Below are 18926 nucleotides of genomic sequence, written 5' to 3' on the forward strand. Positions count from 1 at the left end.
GGACAAAAGTTCGTTGTTCAATAAAAATTGGGGTTGAGATGGAATCGATTAGTTCGAAAAATATGGGTTGATCCAAGAAATAGAAGACGGCTAAGAAATAGAGAATTTACAATATTGTGTAACAACTGCAATGCGGGAGTAATCACACATGATCTTGGGCAACAGTTTTGTTCGCCAACGGTCAATTTGTTCTTCTATGAGGATCACTTTTTGAGATTTTGTGAAAATTTAGAGTATTATTTAGCGCAAGAACTAGTTGAATGTAAAAATCCGTCCTATGTCCCAGATGTTGAGTATCCTATATGTAATTTGGGAGACTTGGAATTACATTTTTTGCACTATAAGTCTTTCGATGAGGCGTATGACACATGGAATCGACGAAAAAGAAGAATTAATAGAGAAAATATTTTTGTGATGTGGACATTTTTAGGAGGAACAGATATTAAATTAATGGAACGTTTTGATAAGTTGTCTTTCAAAAATAAGGTGGCGTTTACGGAGAAAGAGTTCCATCGGGTTAGTTCTGCGTTCTGTATCAAAGGTTACCCAGAGGGATTAGGAGTACTGACGCTTTTTGATAATCTTTTTGGGCGAAGGGTAATAGATCAATTTGATTACGTTAGCTGGCTAAATGATGGAACTTTAAAGAGGATGTAGTATTTGGAATATATAAGTACTGTGTGTTATTAGGAAATGGTGGTTGAGTTTATGCCAAAAGTGAGTGTATTAATGCCGGTTTACAATGCGCAGAAGTATCTCAGAGAAGCAATTGAGAGCATATTGAACCAGACATTTACGGATTTCGAGTTTATCATTATTGATGATGGTTCTAGTGACCACTCACAAGAAATTGTGAAGAGCTACTTTGACTCGAGAATTCGGTTTTATATAAATGCGCAGAATATGGGTGTGGCAGCTACACTCAATCGGGGACTAGAACTTGCAACGGGAGAGTATGTTGCTCGGATGGATTCCGATGATATTTCGCTTCCCGAACGCTTTGAAAAGCAAGTATCCTATATGGATACACATCAGAAAGTAGCGGTGTGTGCAACAGGAGTTCGTTTATTTGGGGCACAGAATGGAGAGAGAGTTTTCTCTGCAACGAATGCTCAACTAAAGGTTGATTTGCTCTTTAATAATTGCTTTGCACACCCTACGGTCATGATGCGCAGAAGTGTGGTTGGAGGTAAGTGCAAATATAATGAAGCGTTTAGTGCGATGGAAGACTATGCTTTGTGGGTGGAAGTATCTAGGGAGTATGAACTGGCAGCCATAGAAGAGGTTTTGGTGATGTATAGGGTTCATCAGTCACAGGTGACACAGAATCAGCCCAAGGATTATTTGGAACAGGAGAAGTTGCTGAAATATAAGTTGCTCAGTGAGCTAGGAATGGCTAATGAAAAAAATGTAGCTACATTGGTGTCCCAGAGAGGAGCGCTCTCTTCGAGCGAAAAACGTGACTACATCTCACTGCTTACGGCAATAGTTAAGTCCAATTGCAACAAGAGTATATATGATGAGAGATGCTTGAGAAATACAGTGGCTTCGATCATCACAGGAATATTGGGTACATTTCCCATCCAGGAAGCCGCTAAGTTGGCTCATGCTAATGGGATAAATGGGACTAAATACGCCTTAGAGAGGATTATGAGGGGAGCGATATATCGTGCTCAAAAGGATATAAAGCGCGTTACACTGAGAATACGCCTTCGGAATAAAAACTTTACGATCATTTCCAATAACTGTTGGGGTGGTTTTATTTATCAAAAATATGGTCTAGAGTATCGGACCCCGACAATAGGATTGTATTTTTTGGGAGATGACTATGTGAAGTTTTGTGCCAGCTTAGATGAATACTTATCAAGACAGCTAACATTTATTCCTTGGGAGAGCAGCCGTTTTTATCCAGAGTTAAAGAATGTCAAACCATATCCTGTTGGGAAATTGGGAGACATTGAGGTATATTTTATGCACTATCACTCTGAGAAAGAAGCTCGTGAAAAGTGGGAACGCAGGAAGTCACGTATTAACAAAGAGCGAATTCTGTTTAAACTGTCGCAACGGGAATGCTGTAGCAAAGAGGATGTAGAGAAGTTCATGGCATTGCCCTATAAGAATAAGATTTGCTTTGCCTACGATAAAGTGCCTGGTGCAATTTATGTGCCAGAATTGCGTGGTTTTTCCGGTGACGAACAACCTATAGTTACACCATATTTGGATGATTTAGAACTATTGAATGGACTGAAATAATATGCCTAAAGTGTCAATTGTGATTCCAATTTATAATGTAAAGGATTATATGTCTGCATCTGTACAATCGGCAGTAGACCAGACAGAGCCAGAAATAGAAATTATTCTGGTAGATGATGGGTCGACGGATGGAAGTCAACGGTTATGTGACCAATATGCCGAGATGGACTCACGCATTACAGTTATACACAAGGTCAACGGGGGGTTGTCTTCGGCTAGAAATGCAGGTGTTGCTGCAGCAAAAGCTCCGTATATATTGTTGTTGGACGGAGACGACTATTTGCATGAGCGAGCGGTTGAGAGACTTCTAGAGGTATCATTGCTATACCCATCAGATATTGTACAGTTCCAATATACGGAGGTACCAGAGGTTGTCAAACTTCCGGATCTGATGGAAGTGAAAGTAGAAGTTCAAGCAAATACGGCTGAAGAAGCTTTTCGATATCTATATCGATGGGGAGGAGTGTGCGCTTCGGGATGTACTAAGCTATTTCGAAAAAAACTTCTAGAGAAGATTCCTTTCGAATCAATTCGACATGAAGATGAGATGTGGTGCACAAGGGCGTTTCCAAACGATCTCACTATTACATATATTCCAGACGTCTTGTACGGGTATGTTATGCGTCCTGGTAGTATTATTCATAGTCAGTTTAATCGCAGTAGGATGGATGATGTGTTGAAGGTAAAAGAAGAGCGCTTGAAAACACTTTCGATGTTGGGTTTTTCGAAGGTTGAGGCACTGGAGTGGAATCAATTATTTACTACAATATTTGTTCTGTACAGGGAAGCAAAACAAGCAGATGATAAAAAGAGCCAAGATGATATTGCTGTATACTTGAGACGAACAATAAAACTGTGTAAAAATGGGATTCGAGGAAGAATGAAAGTTTTTTACTATATTTCTCGGCTAAACGTACAGATTGCTCTGGAGATCTATTCGCTTTACTGGAGTATTCGCCGTTAATGAGCTATGGATAGGAGAGTATATGAAGGGAAATACAAAAGCCATTACACTGAATATGATTGCAAACATTCTGTCATTTGGGGTAAGCCTGGTCATTAGCTTCTTTTTGACACCTTATATTACAAAAACGGTTGGTGTAGAGGCATATGGTTTAGTAGGATTAGCAAATAGTTTTACTAACTACATTACGATCATTACAGCTGCCATAAATTCCATGGCAAGTAGATTTATTATCATTGAGCTACATCGCAAGGACACAAAAAAAGCAAATATATATTTTAGTTCTGTGTTAATTGCTAATGTTGTGATTGCTATTGTGGTCGTTGCTGTAGCAATTCCGTTGGTATACAACATTCAGATGCTCAATATCTCAGACAACTTATTGTTTGATGCACGGGTGACTTTTGCGGTTATTATTGCAAGTTTCCTTATCAACCTGGTAGGAGCCTTTTATGGTATTGTGCTGTATGCCAAAAACATGATTTGGAAGGGGGCCCTAAGGACTCTTGAATCTAACGTAATCCGGGTATTACTTATTGTGGTGTTTTTTTCTCTGCTTACTGAGAAAAGGATATATTACGTGTCTATAGCAACTGCCGTAGCCGGAGTGTACTGTATCGCTTTCAACGTATATTACACACGACAATATACCCCCGAGTTAAAGCCGTACCGAGCATGCTTTTCTCTGTCAGCAATTAAAGAGTTGATTTCGGCAGGTGTCTGGAACTCCATAACTCGTTTAAGCCAGATACTCCTTGATGGACTAGATTTGATGTTGAGCAACGTGTTTATTAATGGTGTAATGACGGGTAATGTGTCTATTGGGAAAACGTTACCATCTTTATATACTTCTGTGGTTGCTTTACTATCCGATTCCTTTTACCCTTCTTTTCTGGAATATTACTCTAAGGGAGATAGGGATAAGCTGTTACACTCAATTAAAAACGCAATTAATGTACTTTCGTCTATTTCGGGTGTTTGTCTTTCTCTGCTTTTTGTGTATTCAAAAGTGTTCTATACGTTGTGGGTGCCCGGAACAGATGCAGATTTGTTACGGAACATTACGCTTCTCAGTGCAGGCACTGTATTTATTAGTGGGTGTATTTATTGCTTATATAGTATTTTTAGTATCACAAATAAGATTCGAAACAACTCCATTGCACTTTTAGTAACAGGTGTGTTGAGTATTTTTACTACATTCTTATTTTTGAAGTTTACGGATGCAGGAGTATATGCAATTGTAGGTGTGAGCTCTGCATATGGAATATTGAGGAACTTAACATTTACCCCAATCTATGCGGCAAAGTGCCTTGAAATAAATAAGTTTACTTTCTACCCTGTGATTTTAAAAAACGTGCTCAACTGTGCGCTTTTGTGTGCGATGAATTATATTATTAGTATAATAATTATGCCTGATACATGGCTGCAATTAATTTTTTGCGGATTTGTAGGCCTGGTATTGGGAAGTGCGTCGACGGTATTAGTGGTCTTAGGCAAAAATGAAACAATAGAAATAATTGAAAAAGTATTTAAAAGTAGGAGAAGGTAGTATGCGCGAAAGCGGTAGCAAGCATGCCTATTTAATAATGGCTCATGGGAACTTTAATATACTAAAAGTGCTTATGAAGTTGCTGGATGATCCGCGAAATGATATTTATCTGAGCATTGATAGAAAAGCGGGGGTAATTTCAAAAGATGAGTTTCGAATAGTATGTCAGTATTCACAAGTGTATTTCGTTCCCAAACGATTAAATGTGAAATGGGGAAAGTCATCGCAGGTACATAATGAAATGCAATTGCTTGAAATGGCTTCCCAACAATATTATGAATACTACCATCTTCTTTCTGGTGTTGATTTACCCCTGAAGATGCAAGGTGAAATCCATAACTTTTTTAACAGTCAAAATAAAGAGTTTCTTTTCTTTGAAGATCAACACTCGCTTTGGGATTATCAGCGCTTAAGCATATTTCGGTGGCCAAAGTGGTTAGATATTCGCATTCAGGCTAAACTAAATATACTTCAAACTAAGTTGAAGGTGGACCGAATAAGAAAGTATAAAATGCAGTTTTATAAGGGGTATAACTGGTGCTCCTTAACTCACGAAGCTGTGCGATATCTAGTAGAACGGAAAAAGTGGATTCATAAATTGTGCTGGTCCACTTCCTGCGCGGATGAGTGCTATAAACAATTTCTGCTAGGAAATTCTAAATTTATGGAGCGCATGTATCGTAACGGAGGAGGTAAAACAGATGACATGAGGGAAATTGATTGGGTTAGACGTGTAGGTGACTCACCACATATATATACAATGTAAGATTATGAACATTTGAAAGCTTCAGATAGGATGTTTGCTCGCAAATTTGACGAGAAAACAGATTACAATATAGTGGTTGAGTTGGAAAATTATCTTCTAAACAAAAATCAGGAAAGGCGTGACAAGGAAAATGAGAATAGGGATCGTAACCGTATATGAGTCGACAACGAACCTTGGATCCTACCTGCAGGCATATGCGCTGAAAAAGTCATTGGAAAACATGGGACATGAGGTTTTTATGGTCCAGAATGTACCTACCATGAAGTCCGCCAAGGAATGTGCATTGAAGTTAAATCCAAAGCGACAAATATTTCTTAGATTAAAAAGAACGGGGCATTTCATATCAGATGTAAAAAAACTGAACTTGCTCTATAAAGATGATATTCCCAATGCCAATCTAGATTGTTTGATTTACGGAAGTGACGAAATCTGGAACTTAGATAATCCATATTTCTGCAATGAACTGTTTTATGGTGGACATGTTGAGAATATTACTCGAATTGCATACGCTGTAAGCGCAGGCGCGGTGAGTGATACAACTATCGATAATCATCCGGAATTTGGCGCTAACATTCAGAAATATGAGAAAATCATGGTTAGAGATGAACGGACGCATCGGCTGGTAAAGGATTTGACAGGATATGAATGTGAATATGTCTGTGATCCAACTATCTTGCTACCATTAGAATATATGAAAAAGGCTGTGCGACGACCAAGGGATAAGTACATTGCTGTGTATACGTACGGCGTTGACCAGCCAGTCATAGATATAATTCAGGCGTTTGCACGAAAAAAAAATCTTAAGGTTGTCTCTGTATTTTTTTGGCATCCTTGGGCGGATCAGGTGGTAGAGTGCTCCCCCCTACAGTTCTCTGAGGTGCTTGCAGGGGCTGAGTATGTATTTACCACCACATTTCATGGTGCCATTTTTACGTTACTTAATCATAAGAAATGCTGTATTCTTCCGCTCAGAGAAAAAGTTAAGGATGTTGTGGAACGGTTACATCAGGATGAGCACTTGATCGAATCTGAGTGTACAAAAGAAATGTTCTTTGAGGTTATGGAAAGACCCTTCGATAGCGAGAAATTTGAAATCAGAGTGAAGGAATTTCGCAGTACTTCACTGCAGAAGTTAGAAGGTGCATTAAAATGCTTGGAAAAATAAAACAAACTGTATATCGGTGTTTAGGCATTGAACAAACGAGATACCTAAATTTTTTGTACCGATATGACATGAAAAACTATCTTCACTATTCCTGTATGAGTGAAGAAAATCGAGAAGCTATGGCGACAGAAATTCGCATTTTATCACATACGATCGAGAAGGCGATGTCTTTACCAGACTGCAGACTAGGATTTGGAAAGGCCAAGATAACCAGACTGATTGAATTATGCGAAGCGTATGGAAGTAAGGCGGAAATCAAGGACCCACAAGCGCTTAAACTTGCGAATTCTGTGATACACGAATATTTGAAATTTAATACTAGAAACGGATATGAAATTACTTTCCTGCCTGAGAAATACATGAGAAATAGCACTGAAGACGACATTGCTTCGGGTGTTATGTATGTCCAGGCAAAGGATAAGACCGATTTCGAAACTATTGCAAAAAGTAGACATAGTGTTAGGTATTATTCAGACCGAGAGATTGATATTAACGATATTAGGCGTGCAGTGGAAATTGCCCAAACTGCTCCAAGTGCGTGTAATCGTCAGTCGGTGCATGTGTATGCGTGTGTTGACAAAGATAAAATAGGACAGATTATGGAGATGCATGGTGGAGTAAGAGGGTTTGGAACACCAGGAGTCATTTTTGCAATTGCAGGTAATTTGAATTTATATCAAGGAGAATATGAGAGGAACACAGTATTTGTTGATGGTGGCATTTTTGTGATGAATATGCTGTATGCCTTAGAAGCTGTGGGAATGGTATCGTGCCCGATTATTTGGGGTTCTGAGCCTACAAATGATGACAAGCTAATAGATATTTTAGGAATATCACGGTCTCATAAGGTTGTATCACTTATTATGGCGGGGTACCCTGTGCAACCAGAGTATCGGGTGGCGGTCTCTGCGAAGAGAGAGTTACACGATATTTTACATGTGGTGTGATGCAAGACTAGTTCGGCGGATACTTTTGTAGAAGTTGTTTTGAGGGACAATAAAATCCTACATTAAAAAATTTGTATAAATCAGTCGTTAGAGAATAAATAGAACAGGTATATTTTTCGAATTGAAAAAAGACACGAACTATGATACACTTTCGGTTCGTGGAGGTTGTATGGATAGGCATGGGAAAGTAGGGTTTTATATAGGTGACAACTCTATGAAAAAGATTGAAATTAATCCAATAACGGACCTGCATACTCATATTTTGCCAAAAATGGATGATGGAAGTCAGGATGTGAATACCTCGATAGCGCTGCTGCACCTCCTCTGGGAACAGGGGGTACACACAGTGTGTGCCACCTCTCACTATTATGCTCATCAAGAACGTGTTGAGCAGTTTCTGCAGCGTAGGCGCCAAGCGGTATTTGCGCTGGGCGATGCACTGGGAGAAGCGGGGGTGGAGGAGTATCCCTCTATCCGCTTAGGGGCTGAGGTAGCCTATTTTCCTGGCATTTCTCAGTGTCCGAAGTTGGAACAGCTGTGCTTGGGCGGTACTCGGACGCTGCTGTTGGAACTCTCATATACCCAATGGACCCCACAGCAAGTGGAGGAAGTGGCCAGCCTCAGTTTGGATCGAGGCTATCAGGTGATTCTGGCCCATCCAGAGCGTTTTTCCCATATGCGCAGTTACTGGAATGATATGGAGCGGCTGATGTCCTTACCCCTTGCGCTCCAAATCAATGCAGATTCCCTGATCCACTGGAGAAGTCGAAAAGTGGCCTTGGAGTTGTTAAACAGCACGCAATACCCCTTGCTGGCCAGTGACTGCCATAACTTGACTTCACGTCCACCCAGATTGGAGAAAGCCCGCCTTGTAGTAAGCAAAAAGCTTGGAGTAGACATTCTGACCCGTATAGACGAAACGGCGCTTCGTTTCACACAACCAACTGGAGGATAAAGCTAGGAGGCTGAGATATGAAGACACGCCAAAGAATTTCGCGGAAAGATAAATTACGAGCTGTCATTGTCGTAGTGGTCTCATTTGCTCTAATAGGTTTGGGAATATTGGCACTACAGAGGTGGCAAGAGTATCAGCAGATGCAAACAACACCGGCAGACGAGAGCAACCATAAGGCCCTGGAGTATCAGGGAACTACTTATGTAGCACGAGAGGGAATTGAATCGTACCTGTTTATGGGCGTTGATGTGGAGGGGCCAGCCAAGGGCAGCAAAAGCTACATTGGCGGAGGGCAGGCAGATGTACAATTGCTGCTTGTGGTTGACCGTTTCAATCGCACTTGGCAGGTGCTTCAAATCAACCGAGATAGCATGGTCGAGGTACCTGTCCTAGGCGTGAACGGGAAAGAGGTGGGTACAGAATACCAGCAAATTGCCTTGGCTCACTCCTACGGAGATGGTTTGGAGACAAGTTGCGAGAACAATGTGACTGCAGTGTCTAGAATGCTTCAAAACCAGACCATTCAAGGATATGTGGCATTGAATATGGATGCCATTTCGATTATCAATGATCAGGTGGGCGGGGTAGAAGTCACGGTATTAGATGACTTTTCCCAGCTGGACCCATCCCTCGTAAAGGAGCAGACCGTGACCTTAACTGGAACCCAGGCTTTGACGTATATACGAGGACGTCAAGGTGTAGGAGATGAGACCAATCTATCTCGTATGGCTCGGCAGGAACAATACCTAAACGCATTGTATTCGAAGTTAGCGGGGCTCAGTACAGATGTTGCCGTAAAAACGTTCCAGGCAGTGGACGATTATATGGTCACAGATATGAATGACCAATGGTTGAAATTGATGGACCGCTTAGAAGAATATACAAAATTAGAACCACTTGCCATTGACGGAGAGAGTTACTTGGATGAGCAAGGCTCTACGGCATATCAGCTCGATGAGGACAGTCTAAAACAGGTGATGATACAGCTGTTTTATGAACCGACGTCCAAAGTAGATGAATAGAAAAGGAGTGTAGATATGGAGCATAAAGAGACCGTAAATGCACCGCAGCTGAATCAGGCAGTGGTGGATGACGGAGGAGAAATTGATCTGGTAGAGATTTTCTACCTATTCTGGGGACATGCCATTCAAATCATACTGTGTGCCATCTTAGGCGGTTTGTTAGCATTTGGTTATACCCGTTTTTTAGTGACCCCGCTATACCAGGCGGAAGCGAAGCTGTATATGGTGTCCGCTTCTGCGGGATCTATGATTAGCATTTCGGATCTACAATTGGGAAGCCAGTTGACCTCAGACTACCAGCAGTTGATGGTTAGTCGCCCGCTATTGGAAGATGTGATTGACTCCTTGGATTTAAATATGGGCTATGGTGCGCTCAAGAGAATGATTTCTGTGAGCAATCCAACAGATACCCGAATCTTGAGAGTGACAGTTACCAGCAGTGATCCAAAATTAAGTTGCGATATTGCTAACGAGCTGGCGGACCAAGCGGTCGTCTACTTGCCCCGGGTTATGGAATGCGATGAGCCCAATGTGGTAGAGCGGGCCGTCATTCCCGGTGGGGCCTCCAGCCCCAATTATGCCCGCAATGTGTTCCTTGGTGTGGCGGCAGGCATTGTGATTTGTTGTGCAGTGATTTTGATTCGATTCTTGGTGAACGACACATTTGTTACAGCCGATGACTTGGCACGTCGATTTGGAATTCAGCCGCTGGCATCCATTCCTGAGGCCGATTTGGGTGCCTTCAACAAGCGGTTGAAGCAAAAGAAGTAAGGAGGGAATTGCGTGAAACAGCTTACCATCAATCAGCTGCCACAGCTTCCCTTTGATGTGGCAGAGTCTGTCAATCAACTCCGTGTGAATCTCGGATTTTGCGGAAAAGAAATCAAAGCCATCATGATTACCAGCAGTACTCCGGATGAGGGAAAAAGTTTTGTCTCCGTGAATCTATGGCAGCAGATGGCGCATGTAGGAAATCGAACGCTGCTCATTGACTGTGACTTGCGTAATTCCGAGATGCGCACCCGCTATGGCATCGGTGGCGATGACAAGGTTTTAGGGCTGGTGCACTACCTTGCTGGCCAGGTAGAGTTGGAAGACATTATTTATCAGACGGATGTGTCCGGAGGATTCATCATTCCAGTGGCTACCCATATAGCAAACCCCTCCTTGCTTCTGGAGGGGGAGCGCTTTGAAAAGCTGATGGCCTATTGCCGGGATAACTTTGACTATATCGTTGTGGACACCCCGCCTATCATGAATGTGGCGGACAGCTTAAATATTGCAACGCATTGCGATGGCACTGTTCTGGTCGTGCGCAGCGGAGTGACCTCTCGCCGTTTGGTGGAAAACTCCATTCAGATGCTGCAAAAGACCTCTACGCCTCTGCTGGGGACCGTGTTGAACCGTGTGAATACCAACCGGAAGGCGTATCGCTATTATTACAAACGCTATTATAACAAGTATGGTTATTACGGGGGCAAGTAAAATCCCCCAAAGCAGTAATGAACCATGGTACATAAAGTAAGGAGGAACTTACATGCGTAAGAACAGAATAATGGGGGCCGCTTTGGGAGTTTTCATGGCGGCCAGTGTAGCTTCTTCGGCCTTTGCAGCTTGGGCTCCCAGCAAGACTCAGCAGGAGATCATTTCTGCCAGCGGTGTTGCCAACATCGGTGGGAATCAACCCACCATTACTACGATTGTGGGTGGCGGAAAAGTTCCCGAGGGATATCCTGTCACTTCGAGCGGAAATTTGATTCTCTCTCAGGTCTCTGATCCTGTGGTTTTGATTACGCCTCTGTCTTTGACTCAACTGGGTAACCAAGGAGTCGGCGAGGGACTGGCCTACAAAGATAAGGCTGGTCTGGAGACTGAGAGTGGTCTGACTTATGCAGCCAATGCCAAGACAAACCTCGTGTATCAGACTGGGGTGAATGCTCAGGATACCACTGAGTTTTTGTCCAAGTTCCCAGGAGACGTGAAGGGAGCCATGGAAGCTTTGATCGCCCAGAAAATCGAAGCCAAGCGCACTGAGCTGGAACGGCAGAAGGCTGAGGCGGAAGCCGATGGAGACGAGGAGGCTGTGGCTGCCATTGAAAAGCAGTTGGCAGTTTTGGAGAACCCTGACTATGCCAGCGTGAACAACTATTCTCCTCTGGCGGTCTTTGATGTGTCTGCCAGTGCTGCTCTGCTGGAGCAGATGCAGGAGGGTGACACTGTGGATGTCACCTTCGAGCTCAATGGTGTAAATCAGAGCAGCGATCTGGTTGCGTTGCACTTTATGGGCGATATTGAGGATTGTGATGCCACGCTTGAGATGGTAAACACTGATTTTGATAACGCCGTGGTGGACTTTGATGTGGAAGTGCTGGATGTTGCGGTGGATGACGGAAAGGCTACCATCACCCTGTCTTCTTTCTCTCCTGTGATGTTGATGACCCGCGTGGAGACAGAGGAAGGGGCCCAACCCAGTCAGGAGCCCCAGGCGACGCAGCAGCCGGAAGAGAAGCCTCAGCCTGAGGAGAGTGGAAACATCCTGCCTTGGGTGATTGGTGGAGCTGTGGTTGTCATTGCTGTGATTCTCTTCGTCGTGGCAAAGACCAAGAAGAAGACCCCCGTAGAGAAGTGATGAACTGATACGTCCTGTCCCCGGTTTCCTGGCATGTGAAACCGGGGACAGTTATGTACAGATCATATTGTCAATAGAAAATCAGGGCGAAGAATTCCAAAGAGAGGAGTGCAACTCTTGAGATTAAAGATGACCTGGAAGATTCTCATCATTATGTTGGTGGATACACTGATCATGGTGAGCAGCTATGCCTTGGCGCTGTTAATACGGTTTGATTTTCAATGGTCACAGATACCGATGACCTATGTCCGTAGCTGGGCACCTTGTCTGATTGTGCAGTTGATTGTCACTGCAATCGTATTTTTCTGGCGAAGGATGTACCATTACATTTGGCGCACGGTAAATGCCTATGATGTCATTCGTATGTGTGTGTCGGTTATACTGGCGTTTGCGTTGTCTAACCTGTGCTGTATGTTTTTGAACTTATCGCTGCCCAAAAGTGTCTGGGTGATGATTTTTGTGTTTCAGCTGTGCGGGTTGGTTGGAGTGCGATGTGTGTTGCGCCTCTGGACTGTGGTGCACCACTCCTATGGGAAAAGACATAGGGGCGAGGAGCGAATTATGCTCATCGGGGCAGGAGAGTCTGGCCGTATGCTCTCGCGTGAATTACGGACAAGTGCCCAGGTACAGGGACGGTTGTGTTGCGTGATTGATGATAACCCTCAGTTGCATGGAAAGTATTTGGATGGTGTACGTATTGTGGGCGGTCGAGATCAGATTGAGAATGCGGCCAAGCGGTACAATATCACACAGATTCTCTTTGCCATTCCTACCATCCAGCAGGAAGAGAAAGCGGCTATTTTGAATATCTGTAAAATGACGGGTTGTCGGCTCCGAGTACTTCCTGGTCTCTATCAGTTGCTCAATGGAGAGGTCAGCCTTTCGGCTGTGAAGGATGTTCAGGTGGAAGATCTGCTGGGACGCTCTCCGGTGCAGTTGAACAAGGCTGTGGTGTCCGACTTCCTGGAGGAAAAGGTGGTTATGGTTACCGGTGGCGGCGGCTCCATCGGCAGTGAGTTGTGCCGACAGATTGCCACCTGTCATCCCCGGCGGCTTATTATCCTGGACATCTATGAAAATAATGCTTACGACATCCAGCAGGAGTTGAAGCGGACCTATGGGCCCAAATTGGACTTGTATGTAGAGATTTGTTCCATACGAGATAAGAAGCGTGTCTATCAGATTTTTGAGCAGTATCGCCCGGATGTGGTGTTCCATGCGGCAGCACATAAACACGTGCCCCTGATGGAGGATTGCCCGGACGAGGCCATCAAGAACAATATTTTTGGTACTTATCATGTGGTGCGCGCTGCTGAGAAGTATGGCGTGAAGAAATTTGTCATGATCTCCACGGATAAAGCTGTGAACCCCACCAATTTGATGGGGGCTACCAAGCGGTTCTGTGAGATGATTTTGCAGAGCCGCCGAGGCGGCAGTACCGAGTTCTGTGCGGTGCGCTTTGGCAACGTTCTGGGCTCCAATGGTTCTGTGATTCCGCTTTTTAAGCGGCAGATTGCCAACGGTGGTCCGGTGACCATCACGGATAAGCGAATCATCCGATATTTTATGACCATTCCTGAGGCGGCTATGCTGGTGTTGGAAGCTGGAGCCATGGCCAAGCAGAGCCAAATTTTTGTGCTGGACATGGGGCAACCGGTGAAGATTCTCACACTGGCGGAAAACCTCATTCGACTGTCTGGACTGGAGCCGTACAAGGACATTGAGATCAAGGAGATTGGACTGCGTCCCGGCGAAAAGCTCTATGAGGAACTGTTGATGCAAAGTGAGCACCTATTGACTACAGCGAACGAGAAAATCTTTGTGGAGGAGCAGCAGGTGATTCCCCAGCGGGATATCATGTGCGGACTGATTTCTCTGGATAACTTCGTATCTGCCCAGCGGCCCAAGGACGAGCTGATTGCTCTGATGCGCTACTTGGTGCCTACCTTCCGGGACCCCGACGAGGTAAACCGGGAGGCAGTGGAGCGTCTGGAAGGTGCTCATGAGAAGCAGGCTGTCCGTGCATAACCTCAATATCCGGCACCCAAAGATGTGGCTGGGAGTGTGCATGGCCCTCGGTGTGGCGACACTCTTGATATGGGGAAACTCTATGCGCACCTCTACCCAGTCTGCCCAACAGAGCGGCTCGCTTCTGGCGTTCTTGACGCCATGGCTGACGGCTCTGGGGATTCAGGCGGAGGGATTCCACACCATTTTACGCAAGTTGGCCCACTTCTCTGAGTACGGCCTGCTGGGTGTTCTGTGGACGTTTGAGCTGTGGCTAGGTCCTCACAGGGGAAAGGGAAGGGGGACGATGGAGCGCCTGAGCCTTTGTATGCTCACGGCCTTTCTGGATGAGACCATTCAACTGTTTGTGCCAGGACGAAGCGGAGAAATTCGGGACGTGTGGATCGACACAGCGGGTGCATGGACGGGTATTGTGATGACAACGTGTCTTGTATGTATCGCAATGAAATTCCGAAATAGAAATAAGAAAATATGAGAAAATACCGCCCTACTGCCAATAGAGGCAGTGGAGCGGTATTTTACGTTTCATTTGTCTGTGACTACTGTCATTTTGACAAAGGGAGGAACATCATACCACAATATGTTTGTTGACAGTGTTGGGTATAGCATGATACTATCACTATGAATTTATGCGAAAGGGAGAGAAGTCTATGAAACAAAAGGGGTGGAAGATCGTTCTATCTTCTGTGCTGGCATGTAGTATGCTCATGCCCTATGCGATGGGCGTGCGTACCATGGCTGCTGCGCCAGAGAGTCAGCTAAAAGATCACTGGAGTTTTGATTCTCTGACCAGTGATGCAGGAGAGCACACGACGGCCACACTGGAAGGTGACAGCGTGAGTGTTGTGGACAGCGGAAATCCGGTGTTTGGGAATGTGCTTCGATTTGGAGGGGGTACCGACAACTATCTGAAGCTGCAAGATTACATCAACACGGGAAAGGGACAAGTTTCCTTTTCAATGTGGTATCGGTACGATAAGACCATTACAGGGGATAAGGAGTCTGCATCTACCGTGCTGCTTCAGCACGAGGGGAGTGGGCGTTCTCTGTTGACCCTGCGCTCCAATGGCCAGTACCACACGTACATCAACGGAAAAGATGTGCTCTCTCAGAAGTCGGTGTCCAAGGGAGAGTGGCAGCACATCACGGTCACCTTTGACCAAGAGAGTAAGAAGGTAAAGTTCTATATCAACGGTGTTTTGGACAGTGAGCAAGCGCTGGGTGACAGCACCGTGGATCAGTTGCTGACGCTTCGTCTGGGCGCCCATAAAAACGCAGGCAACACGGATCCTCATCCTATGCGGGGAGATGTAGACGAGTTCTATGTATACGAAAAGGTGCTTAGTGATGCAGAGGCCCTGGCAGTGTACGAAGATAAGGCTGTGGAGCTGTACCGGGCGGAGTTGCAGACTGCTGTGGAGGAGGCCCAGGCCCTCTATGACAGCCATGCTCTGCCCGATGACCACGAATGTGCCGTGGAGCTGGCTCAGGCCATTGCGGCGGCGACAGAGGCCACAACCCTGGAACAGATGAAGCAGGCTTATGAGACGCTGCAAAATGCCGTAGCGGCATACCAGGCGGCTGTCCCACTGAACCTGACGGTCAACCTGGACCAGGTGAACCGAGTCATTGATGCAGATTCCATTTTTGGTATTAATCACCGCTATGCGTTCAATGGTTATGGTACCTTTGATTCTGAGACGATGCAGATGAAAGAGGAGTTTACCCAGCTGTACATGAATGCGGGTTTTGGCTCCATCCGTTATCCCGGTGGAACCATTTCCAATCTGTTCAACTGGAAAACCACCCTGGGACCGAAAGAAGACCGCAAGGACCAGATCCACGGCTTCTATAATAATCCGGGGCAGGGAGGTATTGAGCCCAACTTTGGCATTGCAGAGATTGCAGACTTTGCCGACCAGGTGGACTCCGAGATCGTCTATGTGTACAGCTTGGGCCGCGGCAATGCGCAGGATGCAGCCGACCTGGTGGAGTACCTGAATGCAGAGGTGGGTACCAATCCCAACGGAGGCATTGACTGGGCTCAGGTGCGTGCGGATAACGGACACCCGGAGCCCTATCACGTGCGCTATTTTGAGATTGGAAATGAGATGCAGCAGGCTTTTGGCCAGGCTGCTGACGGAACGTCTTCCCAGGGTTATTGGACCGATTATGTGGCCGGTGGAGCAGAGAAGGCCTACACCGAGGGCGGAACCGCCACGTTCACTCAGAGATACACAGTGGATGAGGAGAATTGGAACAAGGTGGCCTCTCAGTCCGATGGAAGCGCCAATCTGGTACGCTTTTTGCGGTATGCCAACCTCAACCCCGGTATGCTGGATGAAAATGGGGAGATTGTAGATGACCCCAGCTTCCGGGCCATGAATGATGGAGTGCGGGTCTATGTGGGGACCGACGGGAACCTGACGGAATGGACTGTGGTGGACAGCTTGGAGAACTCCGGGCCTGAGGACACCCACTGTGTAGTGAACTACGCCAACGGCTCTATCCTGTTCGGTGATGGCGTTCACGGCAAGATTCCCTCCAAGGGCCAGAACATCTATGCCACCTACAGCGTGGACCGAGAGGGATTCCTTGATGTGTCCAAGGCCATCAAAGAGACCACCCAGAAGATCAATGAGGCGGAGGGCACAGACTACCAGGCCAACGTATATACCAGCTTTGAATCCAAGGGCTTTATCAATCGCATGAACAGCCTGGGGGCCAACGAGTGGTACGATGGCATGACTATCCACCCCTATTCCGGCACCGTGTCTGGTGGCAGCGATGCCAATGCCTTCTATGACAACGCCATGAAGAAGGCAGAGAATGTGGGCATCCAGCACGTGCAGGACTATGTGGACATGCTGCCGGAGGGAAAGGTGCCTGTGATCAGCGAGTTTGGCATCTTCCGGAACACGGAAGCTCAGGTGCGATCCCAGACCCATGCCCTGTACATTGCCAAGGTGATGATGGAGTATGTGAAGCTGGGTAGCCCCTATATCCAGAAGCACTGCCTGGCAGACTGGTATAGTTCTGGGGCAGACTCCCTGGGGCCCACCCAGCAGGCGGTGATTCAGGTGGTAGCCCAAGAGGGGGCTGACACCTCCACAGGCGAGGGTGAGTTCCGTTTCTTCTCCACTCCGTCTGCCCATGTGTTTGAGATGCTCAACGCTGGCTTCGGTGATCAGGTGGTGGAGGCCCAGGTGGCGAATGCTCCTACGCTGTCCAACGGTGTGACGGCCATTTCTACCCTGGCTAGCAAGGACGAGGCTGGAAACGTGTACATCGCAGTGGTCAATGTGGACCGTGAGAAGGACTACAGCGTGCAGCTGAATATCCCTGGCATGGATCTGTCTGGCCGCACCGTAGAGATTCAGACCCTGGCCTCTAAGGGCATTGCCGATGAGAATACCCTGGAGAATCCCGACAACGTATCCATCGAGACGACTCAGATGGTCATGGGGGACAACCCTGTGGTGGAGCTTCCCAAGCACTCCTTTGTGGTGATGAAGGTGATGGCACCTCAGCCTGAGACCTACACCGTGACTGTAAACACCCAGGGCCAAGGCACCGCCTCTGCCTCTGTAGAGACTGCCACGGCTGGTACTACCGTCACCCTGACGGCCCAGGCTGCCCAGGGCTGGCACTTTGTGGAGTGGAAGAGTGACGATGTTACTGTTTCCAACAACGCCTTCCTGATGCCGGAGCAGGCGGTGACTGTAACTGCTGTGTTTGCCCAGGATAGCCAGCCCGGCGATGTGGACAAGACTCTGTTGGAGAAGACCATCGTCTACGCTGAGACGCTGGACACCACCGGTGTCACCGACTCCGCTGTGGTTGCTTTCCAGAAGGCGCTGGCCGAGGCCAAGACCGTGATGGCCGACACCAATGCCACCCAGGAGCAGGTGAATGCCGCTTGGGACAACTTGCTGGAGGGCATTTGGGTTCTGGGCCTCACCCAGGGCGACAAGACCCTGCTGGAGCAGCTCATCACCAAGGCCGATGACATGATGGCTGAGGCCGACAAGTATGTGGAGACCAACTGGCAGCAGCTGGTGGACGCTTTGTCCGCTGCCAAGGATGTGGCCGCGGACGGCGACGCCATGGACGAAGATGTCCAGCCCGCCGCAGAGGCCCTGCTGAATGCCATTCTGGCCCAGCGCTTCAAGGCCGACAAGACCATTCTGGAAGACCTCATCAACAAGGCTGAGGACATCAACCTAGAGGGCTATACCGCCGAGTCTGTGGCCACCTTCCGCACGGCTCTGGCCAATGCCCAGGCAGTGATGGCGGATGAGAGCCTCAGCGAGGACGATCAAAGCGTGGTGGAGCAGGCGGTAGCCCAGCTCAGCAATGCCATGGACGGACTCACGGCCCAGGGAGCGTCGGAGCCCAGTGATAAGCCGGATGCCTCCAAACAGCCTGAGGCGACCCAGAAGCCCCAGGTCACAGAGAAGCCCAGCAGTGTGCCCCAGACTGGTGATTCCGCTCACCTGATGTGGTATGTGGCCGCTTTGGCCACCGCTGTGAGCTTGCTGGCAGGGGCTGCTGTGGCCGTGCGCAAGCGTAGAAACTGAACATACAGAAAATAATAGAAACAACCGGAGAGGCCAGCCCGTTTGGGCTGGCCTCTCCGGTTGTGATT

General features: G+C 46.7%; 14 protein-coding genes. All 14 read left to right on the plus strand.

The annotated features are described in order from the left end of the window. Positions 1 to 33 precede the first annotated feature (33 nt). The 14 genes from E0L15_RS01485 to E0L15_RS01555 all read left to right on the plus strand — a co-directional run bounded on the left by E0L15_RS01485 (position 34) and on the right by E0L15_RS01555 (position 18858). On the plus strand, positions 34 to 657 hold the full coding sequence (locus tag E0L15_RS01485) for a DUF1919 domain-containing protein (protein WP_168124306.1): 624 nt from the start codon (positions 34 to 36) through the stop codon (positions 655 to 657). 51 nt (positions 658 to 708) lie between these two features. Beyond that, on the plus strand, positions 709 to 2253 hold the full coding sequence (locus E0L15_RS01490) for a DUF1919 domain-containing protein (protein WP_168124307.1): 1545 nt from the start codon (positions 709 to 711) through the stop codon (positions 2251 to 2253). A gap of 1 nt (position 2254) precedes the next feature. After that, a complete protein-coding gene (locus E0L15_RS01495) occupies positions 2255 to 3217 on the plus strand; it encodes a glycosyltransferase family 2 protein (RefSeq protein ID WP_168124308.1) in 963 nt (320 codons plus the stop codon). A gap of 22 nt (positions 3218 to 3239) precedes the next feature. Next, the gene (locus E0L15_RS01500) at positions 3240 to 4766 is read left to right on the plus strand and encodes an oligosaccharide flippase family protein (protein ID WP_168124309.1); all 1527 of its coding nucleotides are present in this window, start codon (positions 3240 to 3242) and stop codon (positions 4764 to 4766) included. Position 4767: 1 nt separating this feature from the next. Next, complete coding sequence (locus E0L15_RS01505) at positions 4768 to 5532, plus strand: beta-1,6-N-acetylglucosaminyltransferase (protein ID WP_168124310.1); 765 nt, start codon at positions 4768 to 4770, stop codon at positions 5530 to 5532. 130 nt (positions 5533 to 5662) lie between these two features. Next, the gene (locus tag E0L15_RS01510) at positions 5663 to 6697 is read left to right on the plus strand and encodes a polysaccharide pyruvyl transferase family protein (RefSeq protein ID WP_168124311.1); all 1035 of its coding nucleotides are present in this window, start codon (positions 5663 to 5665) and stop codon (positions 6695 to 6697) included. 68 nt (positions 6698 to 6765) lie between these two features. Further along, positions 6766 to 7644 carry a nitroreductase family protein gene (locus tag E0L15_RS01515; protein WP_168124312.1) on the plus strand — a complete coding sequence of 293 codons (879 nt, stop codon included), beginning with the start codon at positions 6766 to 6768 and terminating at the stop codon, positions 7642 to 7644. Positions 7645 to 7858: 214 nt separating this feature from the next. Continuing rightward, positions 7859 to 8599: a CpsB/CapC family capsule biosynthesis tyrosine phosphatase gene (locus tag E0L15_RS01520; RefSeq protein WP_168124313.1), complete on the plus strand. Its 741-nt coding sequence runs from the start codon at positions 7859 to 7861 to the stop codon at positions 8597 to 8599. A gap of 17 nt (positions 8600 to 8616) precedes the next feature. After that, positions 8617 to 9621: an LCP family protein gene (locus tag E0L15_RS01525; protein WP_168124314.1), complete on the plus strand. Its 1005-nt coding sequence runs from the start codon at positions 8617 to 8619 to the stop codon at positions 9619 to 9621. A 15-nt stretch (positions 9622 to 9636) separates the two neighbouring features. Further along, positions 9637 to 10392: a Wzz/FepE/Etk N-terminal domain-containing protein gene (locus E0L15_RS01530; RefSeq protein WP_168124315.1), complete on the plus strand. Its 756-nt coding sequence runs from the start codon at positions 9637 to 9639 to the stop codon at positions 10390 to 10392. 12 nt (positions 10393 to 10404) lie between these two features. Next, a complete protein-coding gene (locus E0L15_RS01535) occupies positions 10405 to 11106 on the plus strand; it encodes a CpsD/CapB family tyrosine-protein kinase (RefSeq protein ID WP_168124316.1) in 702 nt (233 codons plus the stop codon). Positions 11107 to 11158: 52 nt separating this feature from the next. Continuing rightward, positions 11159 to 12250 carry a hypothetical protein gene (locus E0L15_RS01540; protein ID WP_168124317.1) on the plus strand — a complete coding sequence of 364 codons (1092 nt, stop codon included), beginning with the start codon at positions 11159 to 11161 and terminating at the stop codon, positions 12248 to 12250. Between the two features lie 315 nt (positions 12251 to 12565). After that, positions 12566 to 14278, plus strand: coding sequence for a nucleoside-diphosphate sugar epimerase/dehydratase (locus tag E0L15_RS01545; protein WP_347565962.1), 1713 nt, complete (start codon positions 12566 to 12568; stop codon positions 14276 to 14278). A gap of 650 nt (positions 14279 to 14928) precedes the next feature. Beyond that, complete coding sequence (locus E0L15_RS01555) at positions 14929 to 18858, plus strand: LamG-like jellyroll fold domain-containing protein (protein WP_168124319.1); 3930 nt, start codon at positions 14929 to 14931, stop codon at positions 18856 to 18858. The last annotated feature ends 68 nt before the right edge of the window (positions 18859 to 18926 follow it).

The organism is Pseudoflavonifractor sp. SW1122, assembly GCF_012027765.1.
Lineage (GTDB): Bacteria > Bacillota > Clostridia > Oscillospirales > Oscillospiraceae > Enterenecus > Enterenecus faecium.